The organism is Corticimicrobacter sp. (assembly GCF_040137905.1).
In the GTDB taxonomy this organism is placed as follows: domain Bacteria; phylum Pseudomonadota; class Gammaproteobacteria; order Burkholderiales; family Burkholderiaceae_B; genus Corticimicrobacter.
This window is the reverse complement of record NZ_JBEFDG010000074.1, coordinates 20,839-38,251: the sequence shown is the minus strand read 5'-3', so window position 1 is coordinate 38,251 and position 17,413 is coordinate 20,839. Positions and strand designations below refer to the sequence as shown.

18 protein-coding genes are annotated in these 17,413 nt (G+C 63.4%); 4 read left to right on the top strand and 14 right to left on the bottom strand.

The features are described from left to right. Positions 1 to 192 precede the first annotated feature (192 nt). The 8 genes from ABN482_RS13005 to ABN482_RS12970 all read right to left on the bottom strand — a co-directional run bounded on the left by ABN482_RS13005 (position 193) and on the right by ABN482_RS12970 (position 8,154). Entirely contained in the window at positions 193 to 1,341 is a 1,149-nt protein-coding gene (locus ABN482_RS13005; RefSeq protein WP_349504399.1) for an NAD(P)/FAD-dependent oxidoreductase, read from the bottom strand. Positions 1,342 to 1,381: 40 nt separating this feature from the next. Then, positions 1,382 to 2,779, bottom strand: coding sequence for an FAD/NAD(P)-dependent oxidoreductase (locus ABN482_RS13000; RefSeq protein ID WP_349504397.1), 1,398 nt, complete (start codon positions 2,777 to 2,779; stop codon positions 1,382 to 1,384). A gap of 10 nt (positions 2,780 to 2,789) precedes the next feature. Further along, a complete protein-coding gene (locus tag ABN482_RS12995; protein ID WP_109062963.1) occupies positions 2,790 to 3,140 on the bottom strand; it encodes a (2Fe-2S)-binding protein in 351 nt (116 codons plus the stop codon). Beyond that, positions 3,130 to 4,269 (bottom strand): NAD(P)/FAD-dependent oxidoreductase, encoded by a 1,140-nt coding sequence (locus ABN482_RS12990; protein WP_349504396.1) that lies wholly within the window; start codon positions 4,267 to 4,269, stop codon positions 3,130 to 3,132. The genes ABN482_RS12995 and ABN482_RS12990 overlap by 11 nt, the downstream gene beginning before the upstream one ends. Positions 4,270 to 4,291: 22 nt before the next feature. Continuing rightward, positions 4,292 to 5,086, bottom strand: a complete 795-nt coding sequence (locus ABN482_RS12985; RefSeq protein WP_109062879.1) for an ABC transporter permease — start codon at positions 5,084 to 5,086, stop codon at positions 4,292 to 4,294. 37 nt (positions 5,087 to 5,123) lie between these two features. Further along, the gene (locus tag ABN482_RS12980; RefSeq protein WP_349504395.1) at positions 5,124 to 6,002 is read right to left on the bottom strand and encodes an ABC transporter permease; all 879 of its coding nucleotides are present in this window, start codon (positions 6,000 to 6,002) and stop codon (positions 5,124 to 5,126) included. Beyond that, entirely contained in the window at positions 5,995 to 7,062 is a 1,068-nt protein-coding gene (locus tag ABN482_RS12975; protein WP_349504394.1) for an ABC transporter ATP-binding protein, read from the bottom strand. Before ABN482_RS12975 ends, ABN482_RS12980 begins: the two co-directional genes overlap by 8 nt. 63 nt (positions 7,063 to 7,125) lie before the next feature. Further along, a complete protein-coding gene (locus ABN482_RS12970; protein ID WP_349504393.1) occupies positions 7,126 to 8,154 on the bottom strand; it encodes an ABC transporter substrate-binding protein in 1,029 nt (342 codons plus the stop codon). Between the two features lie 153 nt (positions 8,155 to 8,307). Between ABN482_RS12970 and ABN482_RS12965 the strand changes: the two genes are divergently transcribed. Then, positions 8,308 to 9,234 (top strand): LysR substrate-binding domain-containing protein, encoded by a 927-nt coding sequence (locus ABN482_RS12965; RefSeq protein ID WP_109062883.1) that lies wholly within the window; start codon positions 8,308 to 8,310, stop codon positions 9,232 to 9,234. Between the two features lie 27 nt (positions 9,235 to 9,261). Here the strand turns inward: ABN482_RS12965 and ABN482_RS12960 are convergent, their stop codons facing one another. Continuing rightward, positions 9,262 to 9,927, bottom strand: coding sequence for a methionine ABC transporter permease (locus tag ABN482_RS12960; RefSeq protein ID WP_502877293.1), 666 nt, complete (start codon positions 9,925 to 9,927; stop codon positions 9,262 to 9,264). A gap of 48 nt (positions 9,928 to 9,975) precedes the next feature. Next, positions 9,976 to 10,824 carry a methionine ABC transporter ATP-binding protein gene (locus ABN482_RS12955; protein ID WP_349504392.1) on the bottom strand — a complete coding sequence of 283 codons (849 nt, stop codon included), beginning with the start codon at positions 10,822 to 10,824 and terminating at the stop codon, positions 9,976 to 9,978. Positions 10,825 to 11,134: 310 nt separating this feature from the next. Here ABN482_RS12955 and ABN482_RS12950 point away from each other — a divergent pair, with 310 nt between their 5' ends. Genes ABN482_RS12950 through ABN482_RS12940 form a run of 3 tightly spaced genes read left to right on the top strand, consistent with a single transcriptional unit; the run spans position 11,135 to position 13,930 of the window. Then, positions 11,135 to 11,932: a MetQ/NlpA family ABC transporter substrate-binding protein gene (locus tag ABN482_RS12950; RefSeq protein WP_349504391.1), complete on the top strand. Its 798-nt coding sequence runs from the start codon at positions 11,135 to 11,137 to the stop codon at positions 11,930 to 11,932. A gap of 11 nt (positions 11,933 to 11,943) precedes the next feature. After that, a complete protein-coding gene (locus tag ABN482_RS12945) occupies positions 11,944 to 13,131 on the top strand; it encodes a CaiB/BaiF CoA transferase family protein (protein WP_349504390.1) in 1,188 nt (395 codons plus the stop codon). Positions 13,132 to 13,141: 10 nt separating this feature from the next. After that, a complete protein-coding gene (locus ABN482_RS12940; protein WP_349504389.1) occupies positions 13,142 to 13,930 on the top strand; it encodes an enoyl-CoA hydratase in 789 nt (262 codons plus the stop codon). Positions 13,931 to 13,947: 17 nt separating this feature from the next. Here the strand turns inward: ABN482_RS12940 and ABN482_RS12935 are convergent, their stop codons facing one another. Genes ABN482_RS12935 through ABN482_RS12920 form a run of 4 tightly spaced genes read right to left on the bottom strand, consistent with a single transcriptional unit; the run spans position 13,948 to position 17,412 of the window. Further along, complete coding sequence (locus ABN482_RS12935) at positions 13,948 to 14,784, bottom strand: ATP-binding cassette domain-containing protein (protein ID WP_349504388.1); 837 nt, start codon at positions 14,782 to 14,784, stop codon at positions 13,948 to 13,950. After that, entirely contained in the window at positions 14,781 to 15,623 is an 843-nt protein-coding gene (locus tag ABN482_RS12930) for an ABC transporter ATP-binding protein (RefSeq protein WP_349504387.1), read from the bottom strand. Before ABN482_RS12930 ends, ABN482_RS12935 begins: the two co-directional genes overlap by 4 nt. Continuing rightward, positions 15,620 to 16,459, bottom strand: coding sequence for an ABC transporter permease (locus tag ABN482_RS12925; protein WP_349504386.1), 840 nt, complete (start codon positions 16,457 to 16,459; stop codon positions 15,620 to 15,622). Before ABN482_RS12925 ends, ABN482_RS12930 begins: the two co-directional genes overlap by 4 nt. Next, entirely contained in the window at positions 16,459 to 17,412 is a 954-nt protein-coding gene (locus tag ABN482_RS12920) for an ABC transporter permease (protein WP_349504385.1), read from the bottom strand. The genes ABN482_RS12925 and ABN482_RS12920 overlap by 1 nt, the downstream gene beginning before the upstream one ends. Position 17,413 lies beyond the last annotated feature (1 nt).

Sequence of the window (17,413 nt, the reverse complement as noted above, 5' to 3'; positions counted from 1 at the left end):
GCGCTCGTTGCTGTCGATGCGCTGGATGGCTTGTTGTGTCATGTTGTAGTACTCCCCTTGAGAATGCCGTGCCGGCACAGGATCGTCCGGCACGGGTGATGAAAATGTTGCTGCATGCCCCTTGCCCCTTGCATGCCCTACTGCTCTTTCACTGCATACTGTCTGGCTTGCAGCGACTTGGCCATCAAGAAACTAAAAGAATCGCTCCACCGAAAACGGCGCAATCGGCAGACGACTTTCGTCGTCGCAGACCAACTCCGACACGATCCGTCCGACCACCGGCCCCATTTCGAAACCGTGTGCCGAAAACCCGAAGGCATGCACGACATCGTGGCCCTGGCGGCTGAAGCCGATGACCGGGATCAGATCCGGCATGAAGGCCTCTACGCCCCCCCAGGCGCGCGCAATCGCGATATCGGCCAGGTGCGGGAACAGATCCGTCACCGTGCGGGCGCTCGACCCCATGGTCGAGACATCCACATCAGCCACGCGAGCCTGCGGATCGGCTGCGCAACGCAAGCCGCCGCCGATCACCACCGTGCCGTTGTCGAACTGCTTGAACGACAGCGGTCGACCCACCGCCCCCAATACAGGATTGACGAAGGGTGCCACACGCCGCGTCACCATCAGCATCAGGCCGCCGGCCTGCACCGGCACCGGATCGCCGACCTGGGCGGCAATCTCGCCGGCCCAGGCACCTGCGGTATTGACCAGCGTACGCGCCCGGAACACTTCGCCCCGCACCTCGGCATGCCACAGGCCATCACGCCGGTAGACCCGCTGGACCGGCATGCCCTCGCGGATATCCGCGCCGGCTCGCTGCGCCGCCAGCCGGAAAGCCGTGACCGTACGAAACGGCAGCGCATAGCCATCACGCTCGACCCAGATACCACCCTGCACATGCGGTGATATGGCGGGTACCAACTCTCGGACCTCCTCGCGACCAATCAGGCGTTCATGCCAGAAACCGGCGGCATTGAGCATCTGCACCCGCTCGGCCGCCTTGACCTGGTCGGCATCCGACTCGATGACCTGCAACTGTCCGCTCGCCACGAAACCGCAGCGATCCTCCACGTACTCCTGGATGTGATACCAGATTTCATCGCGCGCGGCCAGTGCCAGCGGGATCTCGGCCAGATGGCGTCCCAGTGTGCGCACGCCTCCGGCGTTGACGCCGGAGGCATGACGACCGCAGTAATCGGCCTCCAGCAACAGCGTACGCACGCCCCTGCGTGCCAGATGCAAGGCACTGGACATGCCCTGCAGCCCGCCGCCGACAATCAGTACATCGGCGTCACATGTACGTTCCGAGGTCAGCACCGCTGGTGCACCGGCCCGCATCGCGACGGCCGGATGTGCACTGCCTGCCGCAGCCGTCACCTCAGCCACCCTGCGCCAGTTCGGCCAGCGTCAGCGGCTTGATCGGTGCCCGAATGCGGTAGTAGCCCACCTCGGCCGGCGACACGCCCCGCGCCTCGGCAATGACCTCGGTTACCGTCAGGCCGCACTGCCGGCCCTGGCATGGCCCCATGCCACAACGATTGAAAGACTTGGCCTGATTGGGCCCCGTGCAGCCCAGCGCCACATGCTCGCGCAGCGTGCCGGCCGTGACTTCCTCGCAACGGCAGACGATCACGTCGTCAGCCGGAATGCGGTTCTCGTCCTTGGGCCGGTACAGGCTGTCGAGGAAGGGACGGATATGCAGGAAACCCTGCAACTCACGCCGCAGCGGTACGGCCAGGGCATCGCGCGCCGCCGCATCGAGGCGACCGGCCGCACAGGCAGCGCCCAGCCCGGCCAGTCGTCCCTGCAGGGCAGCAGCCCGTGCGCCCCCAATGGCTGCGCCGTCGCCAGCGATATAGATATCCGCCACATCCAGTTCACCCCAGCCATCGCGCAGAGGCCGCCAGCACAATTGGGCCTCGTCCCATTCATGACCGGCCCGCAGCGACCAGGTGATCTGTGTATTCGGCACGACCCCCTGGTGCAGCAGCACCAGCCCGGTCGCCAGCGATTGCGCCTGGCCATCGGCCTCGAACGTCACGCGTTCGGCCTGCCCCTCACCATGCACCGCCAGTTTCGTCACCCCCTTGTAGTGCGGCACCTGATGTGCCCGAAGCGTGCGCAACAGGCCCAGCCCCTTGCGCACATCGCGCCAGCCGGCCAAGGCGCTGGCCACATGGCGCAGGGCACGACGCTGGTCAGCCGGTGTGGTCGTATCCAGAATGGCCTTGATCGGCACGCCGGCACGCAGATATTGCCAGGCCAGCAGGTACAGCAAAGGCCCGCAACCCGCCAGCACGACCGGCTGGGCCGGTGCCACGCCGGCCCCCTTGAGCAGGATCTGGGCAGCCCCGGCCGTCATCACGCCCGGCAAGGTCCAGCCCGGGATCGGGAAAGGCCGCTCCATGGCACCGGTCGCCAGTACGATACGGCGTCCCTGCAATGCCTCGGTACGTCCGCCGCGCAGGACATGCACCATGCGCTCGCGCGTCACCTGCCAGACCGAGCTGCCAGGGCGATGCTCGGCCCCGGACGCCGCAAAGGCCTCGGCCAGCGAGGCACCATGCTCATAGTCCGGCCCCAGTATCTCCCGGCGCTGGGTATCGGTACGCGTAATGCTGCGATAGATCTGCCCCCCGACCGTTTCCTGCTCGTCCAGCAATACCACCGACAATCCATGGCGGCGGGCTTCAGTGGCCGCTGCCATACCGGCCGGCCCGGCACCGATGACAATCAGGTCGTACTCCCCTTCCACATGCTGTGCCTGCACAGACATGCCTGCATGACTATCGGCCATCATCCTCTCCCGTCAAGGCCAGTTCCAGCGCACGTGCGCCCTCCATGGAACGTACTTTCATGCCAGCCCGGACCGTCGTCAGACAGCTCTGCTGGCTCGGTTTGCCATCGATCTCGACCAGGCACTCGAAACAGACGCCCATCATGCAATAGGGTGCACGCGGTGCCTGGCTGACCACCGACGTGCGAAAGCGATCCACGCCCGCAGCCAGCAGTGCCGCCGCCAGCGTCACGCCAGCCGGCACCTGCAGGTTCTGTCCATCGAACTCGATGGCCACGAGGGCCGGCGGGGCAGTATCGGGACGCGCCGGCAAGGTACGAAACAGATTTTCAGTGAGCATCATCGGCTCCCATGGTCTTGATTTCTGAAGAAGGTGGAAAACGATCTGCGCGAAAGCCGTCAATCGCGGCCGGACGCTCGCCACCCGCCAGCCAGGGCGACAGCGTGATCGCATGTTGCGCGGCCAGGGTCACGCCGCTGTGGCCGGTCACGACATAGGCACCCGGCATGGCCTCGGACTCCTGATAGATCGGGAATTTGTCGGGGCTGAGCACACGCAGTGCGGCCCAGGTGCGCACCAGCCGCAACTGCCCCAGCGCGGGGATGCAGCGTACGGCACGCGCCGCCACGGCGGCCAATACCGGCACCGTCACATTGTCGTCATAGCCAACGTCTTCCTGCGAATCGCCAATCTGGATCGTGCCCTCGTCGGTCTGCCGGATATAGTTGGTCGGGTAGTCCAGCACCGGCCGGGTACGCTCCGTGATCAGCACTTGCCCGCGATTGGGTCCCACTTGTACATCCATGCCGACCATCGCCCCCAGCTTGCGGTTGGCCAGCCCCGCTGCCAGCACCACGCGATCGGACTGCCAGTCGCCGGCCGCCGTCCTGATCCTGAAGCCGCCCCCTTCACGCCGGATATCGGTCACTGCCGCGCCACGCACGATGCTGACACCACGCACCTGACAGGAGGCATTCAATGCACGCAGCAGCTTGAGTGGATTGGCATGGCCATCCATCGGCGTATAGGTTGCGCCCGCCACGTCCGGCCCCAGGCCGGGGATGAACTCGCGGGCCTGCGGCAAATCCAGCACCTGGAAGGTGTAGTCGTCGCCCACGCCCTGCTGGATGGTCGCCAGCCGGGCCTGCCGGTCCACCAGCTCCTTTTCCGACAGGCAGATATGCAGGCCGCCGCGCTGCTGCAACTGGACATCGACGCCCGCATCCTGCATGAGCATCTCTGCCAGACTCGGCCACAAATGTGCTGATTGCAGGCTCCAGCGGGCATAGTCATGCTTGCCTTCGCCCTTGCTCTGCACCCAGACCAGGCCGAAGTTGCCGCGCGATGCGCGAAACACCTGGTCCCCCTCATCCAGCAACGCCACCTTCAACCCCTGTCGGGCCAGTCCGTAGGCCACCGCGCTGCCGACCAGCCCGCCTCCCACGACCACGACGTCTCTCGTTTCCATCGTATTACTCCTTTTCCTGCACCTATTTGTTCCCGATCAGCACGCGATCCAGCCCGACCACGCGGTCCAGCAGCACCATCAGTATCAGCGTGCCGACAATCAGCACCGTGGACACCGAAGCCACCAGCGGATCGATGGTGTTGGCAATATGGTTGTACATGGCCACCGGCAGCGTCATCGTGCCCGGCGTGGCCACGAAAATCGTCATCGTCAGCTCGTCGAAACTCTGGATGAACGACAGCAGCCAGCCCCCGACAATGCCCGGCAGAATCATCGGCAGGACAATGCGACGCGCCGCTGTCCAGCGCGAAGCGCCCAGCGACAGCGCAGCCCGCTCGGCATCGCGGTCCATCCCGGTGGCGGCGGAAAGCACCAGCCGCAGCGCATAGGGCATCACCACGATCACGTGTGTCATCGCCAGCCAGAAGAACGAGCCGCTCATGCCGGCCAGATTGAAAAACCGCAGGAATGCTACACCCAGTACAACCTGCGGAATCATCAATGGCGACAGGAAGAATCCCATCAACGTGCCCCGCCCCGGAAAGCGGTAGCGCTCCATCGCCAGTGCCGCCGGCACCGCCAGCACGATCGCCACGCTGGCCGAGACCAGGCCAAGCCAGAACGAGAACCAGAAAGCCTGGATCAGCTCATTGGCATCCAGAATAGCCCTGAACCAGCGCAGCGACAGCCCGTCCGAAGGCATCGAAATATACCCCTTGTCGGTGAACGACACAGCGATCACCACCAACAGCGGTGCCACGATGAAAAGAATGAACAGCGCATGGTAGGCTATCGACAGCCAGCCGTTTTTTCGCATGATGCGCTCCTTATATCCTTATGCGAGTGAACAGATCCTAGGACTCGAAGACCTGGCGGAAACGACGTTCGACCAGGCGATTGCAGCCCAGGATGATGATGATGTTGGCCACCAGCAGGATCAGCGCGATGGCGGCACCCAGCGGCCAGTTAAGCGTGCTCAGGAACTCGTCGTAGGCTGCCGTCGCCACCACTTTCAGGCGACGTCCGCCCAGCAGTGCGGGCGTGGCAAAAGCCGAGGCCGACAGCGCGAACACGATGATGCTGCCCGAGAGAATGCCCGGCAGAACCTGCGGCAACACCACGCGGCGCATCACCGTGAAATTCGACGCCCCCAGCGACAGGCCGGCCTGCTCGACCTGCGGATCCAGCTTCTGCAACGAGGCCCAGACCGAGATCACCATGAACGGCACCATCACATGCGTCATGGCGATGATGACGCCAGTCAGGGTAAAGACCAGCCGGACTGGCTCATCAACAATCCCCAGCCACAGCATGGCTTCGTTGAGCAGGCCGTTATTGCCCATCAGGATGGCCCAGCCCAGTGTGCGCACCACCACCGAGATCAGCAACGGAGCCAGGATCACTACCAGGAACAGGCCACGCCAGGGACTGCGCATGCGTGACAGGATGATGGTTTCGGGCACGCCCAGCAGCACGCACAGCAGCGTTACCGCACCCGCCATGCCCGCCGTGCGCAGGAAGATCTCGTGGTAATAGTCGTCGGACAGGATTTCCAGGTAGTTCTTGAGCGAATACGACTCGTCGATCGTACCGATGCCATCGAACACATGAAACGACAGGATGCCGGTCAGCAGCAGCGGTGCCAGCAGCATCGCCAGGAACAGCACCAGCGCCGGGCCTGACAGCAGCCAGGGGGCCATGCGGCGCGAGCGGTCGGCGGCGGCGCTACTCATGATGTGACTCCGTATCCAGTACCCGCAGGTCGGCGTCGTCCCAGATCAGGCCGATCCGGTCGCCTTCGCCCACCGTCACCAGCCCCACGTTGGGCACACTCACGCGCAGCGTGCCCAGCGGGGTCTCGATCTCGAGCATCCAGTAGCTGCCCAAGAACAGGCGCGTACGGATTTCGCCATCGAGCCGCCCCTGGTCCACTGGAGCCAGCCGCAGCTTCTCGGGGCGGATATAGACCTGTACTTCCTGCGCCACGCGACGGCCACCGTGCCCGACGCGCACCGTCAGGCCACCCAGTTGCACCGTACAGCCCGACTCGTCCTGGGACAGGGTCCGACCGCTGAACGCATTGGTCTTGCCCAGGAAGTTGGAGGCGAACGTCGACACTGGGCGCTCATAGGCGGCATAGGGTGCATCGAGTTGCACAATCCTGCCGCCGTGCATGACCGCGATGCGGTCGCTCATGGTCATGGCCTCGATCTGATCATGCGTGACCAGGATCGTGGTAATACCGAGCTGATGCTGGATGGCACGCAGTTCGATATGCATTTCCTCACGCAGCTTGGCATCGAGGTTGGACATCGGCTCATCGAGCAGCAGCACCTCGGGCCGGATCGCCAATGCCCGGGCAATTGCCACACGCTGGCGCTGGCCACCCGACAGCTCGCGAGGATAACGGGCATCGCGTCCCTGCAGCCGGACCATGTCCAGTGTCTCGGCCACGCGCTTGATGCGCTCGGTCTTGCCCATGCCGCGCATTTCCAGGCCGAAGCTGATGTTCTCTGCCACGGTCATGTGCGGGAACAGCGCATAGCTCTGGAACACGATGCCCATGCCGCGCTTTTCCGGCCGCAGGCCCAGCAGGCTGCGGCCATTGACGCTGACCTCGCCGCGCGTTGGATCGATAAAGCCGGCAATCATCTGCAGCGTCGTGGTCTTGCCACAGCCGGAAGGCCCCAGCAGCGATACGAATTCGCCGCGCTCGACCTGCAGGTCGAGATTTTCAACGGCAACAAAATCTCCGAACCTTTTGCCAAGGCCCCGAATATCAAGAAAGCTCATGATGCAACCCCAATAGGTGCGGGCGTCCCGCTGCTGCATGACGCCCGCCAGGCAAAGCGGAACTCAGCGTTCGACGGTCCGGTTCCAGCGGTTGGTCCACTCACCGCGCTTGGCATTGATGACCGAGTAATCCAGCGCCTGCAGCTTGGCAATCTGCTCGGGACCGTAAGGCACCGTCGCAGCCACCTCCGGACTCAGTTCGGTCTTGCTGTTGACCGGGCCCCAGGCCACGCCTTCGGCCAGGATCGCCTGCACTTCCGGACTCAGCAAGTGCTGGACGAAAGCCTGGGCTTCCGGCTTGGGATTGGGCTTGGCAATCGGGCACACTGCCGTGAACAGGGCAATGGCACCCTCCTTGGGATAAACGAATTCGACCGGGAACCCGGTATCCTTGAGCGCCTGCACCCGGCCACTGCCCCACACGCCCAGCACGCCATCGCCGTTCTGGAACAGCTCGGTCATCTTGCCGGGCGACGGCTCCCAGGCCAGCACGTTGGGACCGACCTCTTTGATCATCGCATCGAAACCCGGCTCGATCTGTTCGAGATTGCCACCGCGCAGTTCGGCGAACTTGATCAGGGTGTGCAGGCCGTAGCCGTTGGAAATCGGCGGCACCACGACCTTCTGCTTGAACTTGGGATCGGTCAGGTCTTCCCAGGAGTCCGGTGCCGGCCAGCCTGCCTTGGCAAAGGCTTCCGTGTTGTAGAACAGGCCGGTCGCGATCACACCCAGCGCCGAAGCACTGTCGCCCATCTGGGCCAGCGGGTAGCGATCCTGGTAGACCGGAGCATCCTCCAGCTTGGCACACAGGCCAAACTGCTGGGCCTGCATCATCGGACCATCGTCGATGACCACCACGTCGAACTCGGGACGGTTGCGCTGAGCCTGCATCTTGGCCAGCGTATCGGTCGAGTTGCCCGCCACGTAGATCACATTGACATCACCGTGCTTCTGCTGGAACAGCGGGATGACTTTTTCCTTCATGACCTTCTCGGTCGTGCCGCCCGATGCACCGAGATACAGGTCGGTCGCCTGTGCCGGTGCCCAGGCACATGTCACGAGAATGGATGCCACAGTCAGATAACGTTTCATTGCAAATCCCCTTGAAAGCAATGCTCATTAGTGAAAACCCTATGTCATATTGAAATATGATCACCCCGGGCCAGGAACCTTTGTGTTTATAGGTTAGGCAATTTATGCTGTTCCGCATAATGCTATTTTTTCCATCAATCATGTCTTTTTGCTATGGACAAGAGAATCACGCTGCGGCACCTGGAATCTTTCCGCGCCATCATGCTCTGCAAGACCGTGACCAATGCGGCAAATATGCTGCACGTCTCGCAGCCGGTCGTGACCCGGCTGATCGCGGATCTTGAAGAACGCATCGGCATCCAGCTGTTCGACCGGCGCAAGGGCCGCTTGTATCCCACCCCTGAGGCGGCCTTGCTGTACGAGGAAGTGCAGCGATCCCTGGCAGGCATCGAGCGCATCACCAGTTCCGCCGCGGAAATCCGCAGCCTGCAGCGCGGCAGCATCCAGATCGCAGCGGCACCGGCACTGGCCCTGACGTTCCTGCCGCAGGCCATCGCCAGCTTCATCGAAAGCCGTCCCTATGCGCGAATCCTGCTGCTCATGCACAGTTCCCGCACCGTCATGGACATGGTCCAGGAGGAGCGCTGCGATATCGGTTTCGTGATTCTGTCCCTGCAGTTGCAATCGACCTACGGCCGCCTGCTGATGTCGACCAAGATGGTCTGCGTCGTGCCAGCCACCCACCGGCTGGCCCACAAGACCGTGATCGTGCCGACCGACCTGCGCGGCGAGCGCTATATCTCGCATCCCTATCTGCTGGATACCCGCACCAAGATCGATTCGGTATTTGCCGCCTACGGGGTCAGCCGGGTGCTGCATATCGAGACCCAGACCTCGTATGCCATGCTGCAACTGGTCGAGGCCGGTGCCGGCGTTGCGATTGTCGATCCGCTGACCGCCTCTTGCTATGAAGGAAACGGCCTGCGGTTCATCGAGTTCGAACCTTCCATCACGACCAACTTTTCGTTGCTGATGGCACCCGACCGGGTACCCTCGATGCTGCTGCAACCCTTCATCGATCATGTCCAGGCGGAAATGCTGCGCCGCATCCCGCCGGAGCTGGTCAACCGCGAGGACTAGCCGGCGGGGCTGGAAACACAGCCCGCCTCAGCGCTTGTCGAGCCGGTGCGCCAGCCGATTGCCGACGATCTGGATGACCTGCACCATCGCAACCAGCAACACGACCGTCAGGATCATGACGTCGGTTTCGAACCGGTAATAACCATAGCGGATCGCCAGGTCACCGATGCCACCACCGCCCACCACGCCGGCCACTGCCGAGTAGGACAGAAAACTTACCGCCTGCACGGTCAGCGCCAGGATCAGTCCGGAACGGGCTTCCAGCAGCAACACACGCCAGACGATCTGCAGATCCGAGGCACCCATGGCATGGGCCGCCTCGATCACGCCGCGCGAGACTTCGCGCACGGTCTGCTCGACCAGCCGCGCAAAGTAGGGGATGGCCGCCACCGACAGCGGCACGGCGGCGGCCAGCGGCCCGATCGAAGTGCCGGCAATGGCCCGCGTGATCGGCACCAGCGCGACCAGCAGGATAATGAAAGGGAACGACCGGACCGTATTGACCACCCAGCCCAGCGCGGCATGCAGCGGCCGGTTCTCCAGAGACTGCCCGGGGCCGAGCAGGAACAGCAGGATGCCGAGCGGGCCGCCGAAGACGATGGCGGCCGCCATGCCTACGCCCAGCATGAGCAGGGTCTGGCCGATGGCCGTCCAGAGTTCGGGCAGGATGTTGATGATGTTCTGAGTCAGCATGTTGAGCGTCGCTGCAAATGGAAATGGGGCCGGAGACGACCGGGCCTGTCAGGCTGCCTGCACGCGCGGCACGGCTGCCGCCTCGGTCAGCGTACCTGCCGCATGGCGGCGCAGGATTTCGGCATCCTCCTGCTCGCGGGCCAGTTCCTGGCCCAGGGCGCTCAGACGCGGCGTATGGAAGTCGGCAACATCGAATTGCTCGACCAGTTCGCCATGCTCGAGCACGGCAACCCGGTCGCACAGGGCCTGTACCACCGACAGTTCATGCGTGACCAGCACCACCGTCACGCCCAGGCTATCGTTGATCTGCCTGAGCGTCTGCAACACGGCACGCGTGGTTTCGGTGTCCAGCGCCGATGTCGGCTCGTCACACAGCAATACCTTGGGATTCGGTGCCAGCGCACGCGCGATGGCGACCCGCTGCTTCTGCCCGCCGGAGAGTTGGGCGGGAAAGCTGTCCAGCTTGTCTGCCAGCCCGACGACATCCAGGCATTCCTTCACACGCGCAGCAATCTCGGCCCGGCTGCGCCGGCCATGGAGCTTGAGCGGGAAGGCCACATTGTCGAACACACTGGCGTTCTGCAGCAGGTTGAACTGCTGGAAAATCATGCCGGTCTGCTGGCGCGTTTCACGCAGGTCCCGCTTGGACAGTGCCGTCAGGTCGCGTCCGCCAAACAGCACACGTCCCTGGTCCGGTCGCTCGAGCAGATTGATCAGCCGCAATACCGTCGACTTGCCCGCTCCGCTCTTGCCAATCAGGCCATAGATCTTGCCTGCGTGGATATCCAGTGACACGGATTTGACGGCATCGAAGACACGGCCATCAGGCAAGGCAAAACGCTTGCCCACGGCCTCGAGCCGGATGAGCGGCGCAGTGGAGGCATCGGAGATATGCATGAGATATTGAAACAGCAGCGAGAAACAACGGCGGCCAGCGGGGCAGGCGCAAGGAGATAAACAGGCAAGGCGGCAAAGTTAGCACGACACGGCATAAGGCCGCCCACAAACCATTCTATCTTGGAATAAACAAATAACTTTTCCATCTGCTTATAATCATTATGGATATATAAACACCTAAAAAATATTAAGAACGGATATATGCACATCTACAATCATGTGCAGCCAGGCACCACGCTTTCTCCTGTCTTGCCATACCGGCACAGGCTGCCGCCCGGTCCGATTCTCCCTTCGCTGTAATCCCGCCATCATGCTGTCACGCTTCCTCTCCCGTCTCTCCGGCACCCTGCTCGCCGTTTCCCTGACTGTGCCCGCCCTGTCGCAGGCCGAAACCACCATCCGCGTCGGCCAGACCAGCGGCCCGCACGCCAAGATCATGGAAGTGGTCAAGCAAGTGGCTGCCCGCGATGGCCTGAACATCGAGATCATCGAGTTCGGCGACTATATCCAGCCCAATGCTGCACTTGATGCCGGCGACCTAGACGCCAACAACTACCAGACCCAGCCCTTTCTCCAGGCACAGATCCAGGCGCGTGGCTACAAGCTGACCAGCGTGGCCAATACCGTGCTCTTCCCGATGGGTTTCTACTCGAAGAAATACAAGTCACTGGACGAGCTGCCCGACGGCGCCAGCGTAGGCATCCAGAACGACCCGGCCAATGCAGGCCGCTCGTTGCACCTGCTGCAGAAGTACGGCCTCATCAAGCTGCGCGAAGGTGCCGGCCTGGACGCCATCCCGCGTGACATCGCCGAAAATCCACGCAACCTCAAATTCCATCAGGTCGATGCCGGCCAGTTGCCGCGCTCGCTCGACGACCTCGATCTCGCCTCGATCAACACCTCGTTCGCCATCAAGGCAGGCCTGGTGCCCAAGCGTGATGCGATTGCCATCGAGGACAGCGACAGCCCGCACACCAACCTGCTGGTGGTGCGCACCGAAGACCAGGACAAGCCCTGGGTCGCACAACTGATCAAGGCCTACCAGTCCGACGAGGTCCGTACCTTCATCGAAACCGAATTCGCCAGCTTCGCCATCCCCAGCTTCTGATTCACCGCAGCATGTCTATCTCCGCTTCACCCCTCGCGCCATTCCGCGTCCTCGACCTTTCGCGCGTGCGCGCAGGTCCCACCTGCGCCCGCTTCCTGGCTGATTTCGGCGCGGAAGTGATCCGCATCGAAGCGCCTGCAGGCATCGATCCCAACGAGGCGATGTTCGCCAACCGGGACAGCGGCGACTTCCAGAACCTGCATCGCAACAAGCACTCGCTGACACTCAATCTCAAGCAGCCGGAAGGCCGGGACATATTCCTGAAACTGGCGGCAGAAGCGGATGTCGTCATCGAGAACTGGCGGCCCGACGTCAAGACACGACTGGGGCTGGACTACGACACACTGAAAGCCGTCAATCCACGCATCATCCTGGCCAGCATCTCGGGCTTCGGCCAGACCGGCCCCTATGCCTCGCGTCCCGGCTTTGACCAGATCATCCAGGGCATGGGCGGACTGATGTCGGTCACCGGTTTTCCCGGCCAGGGCCCCGTGCGTGCCGGCCTGGCTGTCTCGGACGCCAGCGCGGGCCTGTTTGCGGCGCTGGGCGTGCTGACCGCACTGCTTGAACGCGAGCGCTCGGGTCAGGGCCAATGGGTACAGGCCTCGCTGCTGCATGCCATGATCGCCATGATGGACTTCCAGGCGGCCCGCTATCTGATCGATGGTGAAACACCCGTGCAGATCGGCAACGATCACCCCCTGACCAGCCCGATGGGCCTGTTCGAGGCAGCGGACGGTTACCTGAACCTGGGGGCCTCGGGCGATGGCAACTGGCTGCGGCTCTGCCGCGCACTTGAGCAGCCACAATGGCTGGAAGACCCTCTCTACGCCACCGAGCCCCTGCGCGTCACACATCGTGCGCAACTCAATGCAGCACTCAACACCGTCTTCGCCACCGGCACGGTCGCGCACTGGACCCGCTTGCTGAACGAGGCGGGCGTACCTGCAGGGCCGGTCTATTCGATTCCACAGGTTTTCGAAGATGAGCAGGTCAGGCACCTGCAGGTTGCGGCAGACGTCACGGCCCCTGATGGCGCGATACGCCAATTGGTCTCGCAGCCCACGGTACTGAGCCGCACACCGGCCACGTTGCGCACCACAGCCCCCACGCCCGGCGAACATACCGAGATCATCCTGCGCGGCCTGGGCTACGACGATGCCGGCATCGCCGCCCTGCGCGCCCAGCATATCGTCTGAGGAAAACACCATGCCACAGGTTGCCCTGACCATCGAAAACGGCATCGCCCGTATCCTGATCGATCATCCCGAGCGCCATAACGCCATGACCTTCGGAATGTGGCAACAACTGGCACAGCACTTCGAGACCATCGCCCAGGCACCCGAGGTGCGCGTGGTGGTGCTCAGCGGTGCCGGCGGCCGGGCCTTTGTATCGGGTGCCGATATCTCCGAATTCGAACACCTGCGCGATTCGGCAGAACAGGTGCAACGCTATGAAGACACCGCCCAGTTGGCGCTGAACGCCATCGCCGCCTGCGAACGGCCCGTGATTGCCGCCATCGAGGGCATCTGCATGGGCGGCGGACTCGGCCTGGCAGGTGCTGCAGACCTGCGCTATGCCAATCGCAGTGCCCGTTTTCGCATGCCTGCGGCCCGCCTGGGCGTAGGCTACAGCCTGCATGGCGTACAGAGGCTGGTCCAGTTGATCGGGCAGGCCAATACCGCCGATATTTTCTACACCGCACGCATTTTCGACGCCTCCGAGGCATTGCGGCTGAATTTCATCCACGCTTTCCACGAAGACGGCGAATTCCATGCCGCGATCGAACGGATCGCCGCCAACATCGCCGGCAACGCTCCCCTGCCCATCAGAGCCGCCAAGCTGGCCCTGCGCACGCTGTCAGCGGGTCATGCCATCGATGCGGCCGCCACACACTCGATCGAGCATGCCGTGCAGGCCTGCTTTGACAGTGCGGACTATCGCGAAGGCCGCAGCGCCTTTCTCGAAAAGCGCCCGCCGGCATTCAAGGGACACTAGGTCGAATAGATCCGGGTCTATTCAACCTGCTCGGCACTGCGCCGAAAACGCCGCCGCGTCGGGTCCGGACGAGGCACGGCAGCAATCAGGCGCTGCGTATAGGCCTGTGCCGGTGCCTCGAAAATCTGATCGGTCTGGCCCTCTTCGACCAGCCGTCCGGCCTCCATGATCGCCACGCGATCGGCAAAATGCCGCACCACACCCAGATCGTGCGAAATGAACAGGTAAGTCAGGCCATGCTCGGCCTGGAGATCCGCCATCAGATCCAGCACCTGCGCCTTGATCGACACATCCAGCGCCGATACCGCCTCGTCGGCCACGATGAAGGCCGGTTCGAGCGCCAGCGCCCGGGCGATCGCAATCCGCTGACGCTGCCCACCGGAGAACTGGTGTGGATAGCGACGGGCATGGTCAGGAGACAACCCCACCCGCTGCAACAGCGCCACCATGCGATCCTGCCGTTCCCGGGGCGTATGCAGCCGGTGGATGGCCATGCCATCCATGATTGCATCCCCCACCCGCCGACGCGGATTCAGGCTGGAATACGGATCCTGGAAAATAGTCTGCACACAGCGACGGAAACGCAACATCTCATCCCGCCCATGCAATCCCGGCACATCGAAACCGGCCAATTGCACACGGCCCGCATCAGCGCGCTCCAGTGCCGTGATGCAACGCCCCAGGGTACTCTTGCCGGACCCCGATTCGCCTACGACAGCCAGCGTCGTGCCGGCCTCGATCACCAGGCTGACGTCACACACCGCCTGTACCGTCTCGCGTGGCCTGCCGAGCAGGGTACGCCGCGTCACGAATGTCTTGCTCAGGCCTTCTACCTGCAGGATCGGAATACTCATGAATGGTCCGCCAGACGCCGTTGCGGATCGCGACGCGCATCCACGTTCGGGACCGCCGCCAGCAGCGCACGCGTGTAGTCTGCCTGCGGTGCGGAAAAAATCTGCGCGACCGGCCCCTCCTCGACAATGCGCCCCTGGCGCATCACGATCACGCGGTCCGCAATCTCGGCCACGACGCCCAGATCATGTGTAATGAACAACACCGCAGACCCCGTTTCGGCCTGGATGGAAAACAGCAGTTCAAGCACCTGGGCCTGTACGGTCACATCCAGGGCCGTGGTCGGCTCATCGGCAATGATCAGATCCGGCGACAATGCGCAGGCAATCGCGATCATCACCCGCTGGCGCATGCCGCCCGACAGCTCGTGCGGCCAGGCCCGGGCACGCCGGCCTGCCTCGCGAATCCCGACCCGCTCCAGCAACGCCACGGCACGCGCCATGGCCTGTGCCTGAGACACGCCACGCTCATGGATGCGAATCACCTCGGCAATCTGCTCCCCGACCCGCATCGATGGGTTGAGCGCCGACATCGGCTCCTGGAAGATCATCGCAATCCGCCGCCCACGCAGGCCGTCGAACACCTCCGGGGATATCGTCAGCAGATCCTGCCCATCGAACAACAGCGCATCGGCTGCCACACGCCCCGGCGCATCGACCAGACCCAGGATGGAAAAGCCGGTCACCGTCTTGCCGGAACCCGACTCGCCAACCAGGCAGACCACTTCGCCCCGCCGCAGGCTGAAACTGACACCATCGACGGCTCGCACATCACCTTCGTGGGTCTCGAATACCGTCTGGAGATTGCGCACCTCGAGCAGGACATCGTGTGACACCGTCATCGCTGCAGCTCCGGGTTGAGCCTATCCTGCAGCCAGTCGCCCAGGATATTGACCGCCAGTACTGTCAGGAACAGCGCAATCGACGGCACCAGGACCGGCCAGGCATTGGTGAACAGGTAATCCTTGAGCGTGCCCACCATCTGCCCCCATGAGGGCGTGGGCGGGCGCACACCCAGACCGAGAAAGCTCAGGCCGGCCTCAAGCAACATCGCGAACGAGAAGGTAAAGGATGCCTGCACGGCAATGATGGAATGCATGTTGGGCAGTATCTCGCGACGGATGATCCAGCCGGTGCCCGCCCCCAGAGACTGGGCCGCCAGGACATGCTCACGCGCCTGGATGCTGCGTGCCACCCCCCAGGTCACCCGTGCGAACTGCGGGCAATACAGCAGGCCGATTGTCATGACCAGCGTCGGCAGGCTGCCACCGATGAAGGCCAGCACCACCAGCGCCACAAACGTCTCGGGCAGCGACACCAGCACATCGATGAGTCGCACGATGGCCGCCTGCAGGCGACGTCCGGCGAACGCCGCACAAACCCCGATGGCTACGCCGGAAATGCCGGCTACCAGCACGGCTGCGGTTGCCACGCCAAGCGAGACGCGCGCCCCATAGATCACCCTGGACAGCAGATCGCGCCCCAGCTCATCCGTACCCAGCCAATGCGCAGCATCCGGCGAGGCCAGCAGATTGGCAGCGTTGATGGCGTAGGGATCGGCCAGACCCAGCCAGGGCGCAGCCAGCGCGGCCAGCGCCAGCAGCCCCAGAAAGCCTGCCGACAGCCATGCCACGATCGAGCGGCCATGACCGGCCAGACGCATCGACAGGGTCGCCATCAGCCTTTCCCCCGCATGCGTGGATCAAGCATCCCCTGGATCAGATCCACCGCCAGACTGATCAGGATGAAAATACCGAAGATGGCCAGCAGACAGCCCTGTATCACCGGATAGTCGCGCGCGAAGGCCGCGCTGACCAGCAGCGAACTGAGGCCAGGCCAGTCGAACAGTGCCTCGATGATCACCATGCCACCCAACATGCTGCCAGCCCGGATACCCACGATGGCCACCACGGGCGCGATGGCATTGGGCAAGGCATGACGCCGTATGGCGTGCGCCGACGACAGGCCCTTGGCCCGTGCCAGCCGCACATAGTCCTTGCCCATCGTATCGGTCAGGCTGGCGCGCATCATGCGTGCGACCACCCCCATGAAATTCAGACCCACCGTGAGTGCCGGCAGCGCCAGACACATCAGGTGCGCCACCGGATCGTCGGCAAAAGGCACGTAGCCCGACGAAGGCAGCCACGGCAGCCAGAGGCTGAATACCAGCACAAGCACGATACCCAGCACGAACACCGGTGAAGAAAAACCAGCCACGGCAACGACCGAGGCCAGCATGCCGGCCGCCTTGCCGCGCTTCCGTGCGGCCACCACCCCCAGCGGCACACCCAGAAGCACGGCAATGGCCAAGCCCGCCGCAATCAGCTCGAGACTACGCGGAATGCGGCGTATCAACTCCGACGATACCGCTTCGCCAGTGCGCAAGGATGTTCCAAATTCCCCCCGGAACACCTGCGCCCCCCACTGCCGAAACTGCACCGCCAGAGGCTGATCCAGCCCCAGTTGCGCACGCATATGCGCAACTGCCTGCGGGTCACTGCCCGCCTGTTCTCCCAACATCATGGTCACCGGATCGCCTGGCAACATGTGGATGGCAAAAAACACCACACATGCCGCCAGCGACAGGCTGACCAGCGCAGCCAGCAGGCGTCGGGCAATGAATGCCGGCATG

Coding starts and splice junctions, on each gene's coding strand:
- ABN482_RS12975 (WP_349504394.1), bottom strand. CDS start 7,062: ATGAGCTTTCTTGATATTCGGGGCCTTGGCAAAAGGTTCGGAGATTTT.
- ABN482_RS12940 (WP_349504389.1), top strand. CDS start 13,142: ATGCCACAGGTTGCCCTGACCATCGAAAACGGCATCGCCCGTATCCTG.
- ABN482_RS13005 (WP_349504399.1), bottom strand. CDS start 1,341: ATGCGGGCCGGTGCACCAGCGGTGCTGACCTCGGAACGTACATGTGAC.
- ABN482_RS12995 (WP_109062963.1), bottom strand. CDS start 3,140: ATGCTCACTGAAAATCTGTTTCGTACCTTGCCGGCGCGTCCCGATACT.
- ABN482_RS12925 (WP_349504386.1), bottom strand. CDS start 16,459: ATGGCGACCCTGTCGATGCGTCTGGCCGGTCATGGCCGCTCGATCGTG.
- ABN482_RS12985 (WP_109062879.1), bottom strand. CDS start 5,086: ATGCGAAAAAACGGCTGGCTGTCGATAGCCTACCATGCGCTGTTCATT.
- ABN482_RS12965 (WP_109062883.1), top strand. CDS start 8,308: ATGGACAAGAGAATCACGCTGCGGCACCTGGAATCTTTCCGCGCCATC.
- ABN482_RS12960 (WP_502877293.1), bottom strand. CDS start 9,927: ATGCTGACTCAGAACATCATCAACATCCTGCCCGAACTCTGGACGGCC.
- ABN482_RS12945 (WP_349504390.1), top strand. CDS start 11,944: ATGTCTATCTCCGCTTCACCCCTCGCGCCATTCCGCGTCCTCGACCTT.
- ABN482_RS12950 (WP_349504391.1), top strand. CDS start 11,135: ATGCTGTCACGCTTCCTCTCCCGTCTCTCCGGCACCCTGCTCGCCGTT.
- ABN482_RS12990 (WP_349504396.1), bottom strand. CDS start 4,269: ATGGAAACGAGAGACGTCGTGGTCGTGGGAGGCGGGCTGGTCGGCAGC.
- ABN482_RS13000 (WP_349504397.1), bottom strand. CDS start 2,779: ATGTCTGTGCAGGCACAGCATGTGGAAGGGGAGTACGACCTGATTGTC.
- ABN482_RS12935 (WP_349504388.1), bottom strand. CDS start 14,784: ATGAGTATTCCGATCCTGCAGGTAGAAGGCCTGAGCAAGACATTCGTG.
- ABN482_RS12920 (WP_349504385.1), bottom strand. CDS start 17,412: ATGCCGGCATTCATTGCCCGACGCCTGCTGGCTGCGCTGGTCAGCCTG.
- ABN482_RS12955 (WP_349504392.1), bottom strand. CDS start 10,824: ATGCATATCTCCGATGCCTCCACTGCGCCGCTCATCCGGCTCGAGGCC.
- ABN482_RS12930 (WP_349504387.1), bottom strand. CDS start 15,623: ATGACGGTGTCACACGATGTCCTGCTCGAGGTGCGCAATCTCCAGACG.
- ABN482_RS12980 (WP_349504395.1), bottom strand. CDS start 6,002: ATGAGTAGCGCCGCCGCCGACCGCTCGCGCCGCATGGCCCCCTGGCTG.
- ABN482_RS12970 (WP_349504393.1), bottom strand. CDS start 8,154: ATGAAACGTTATCTGACTGTGGCATCCATTCTCGTGACATGTGCCTGG.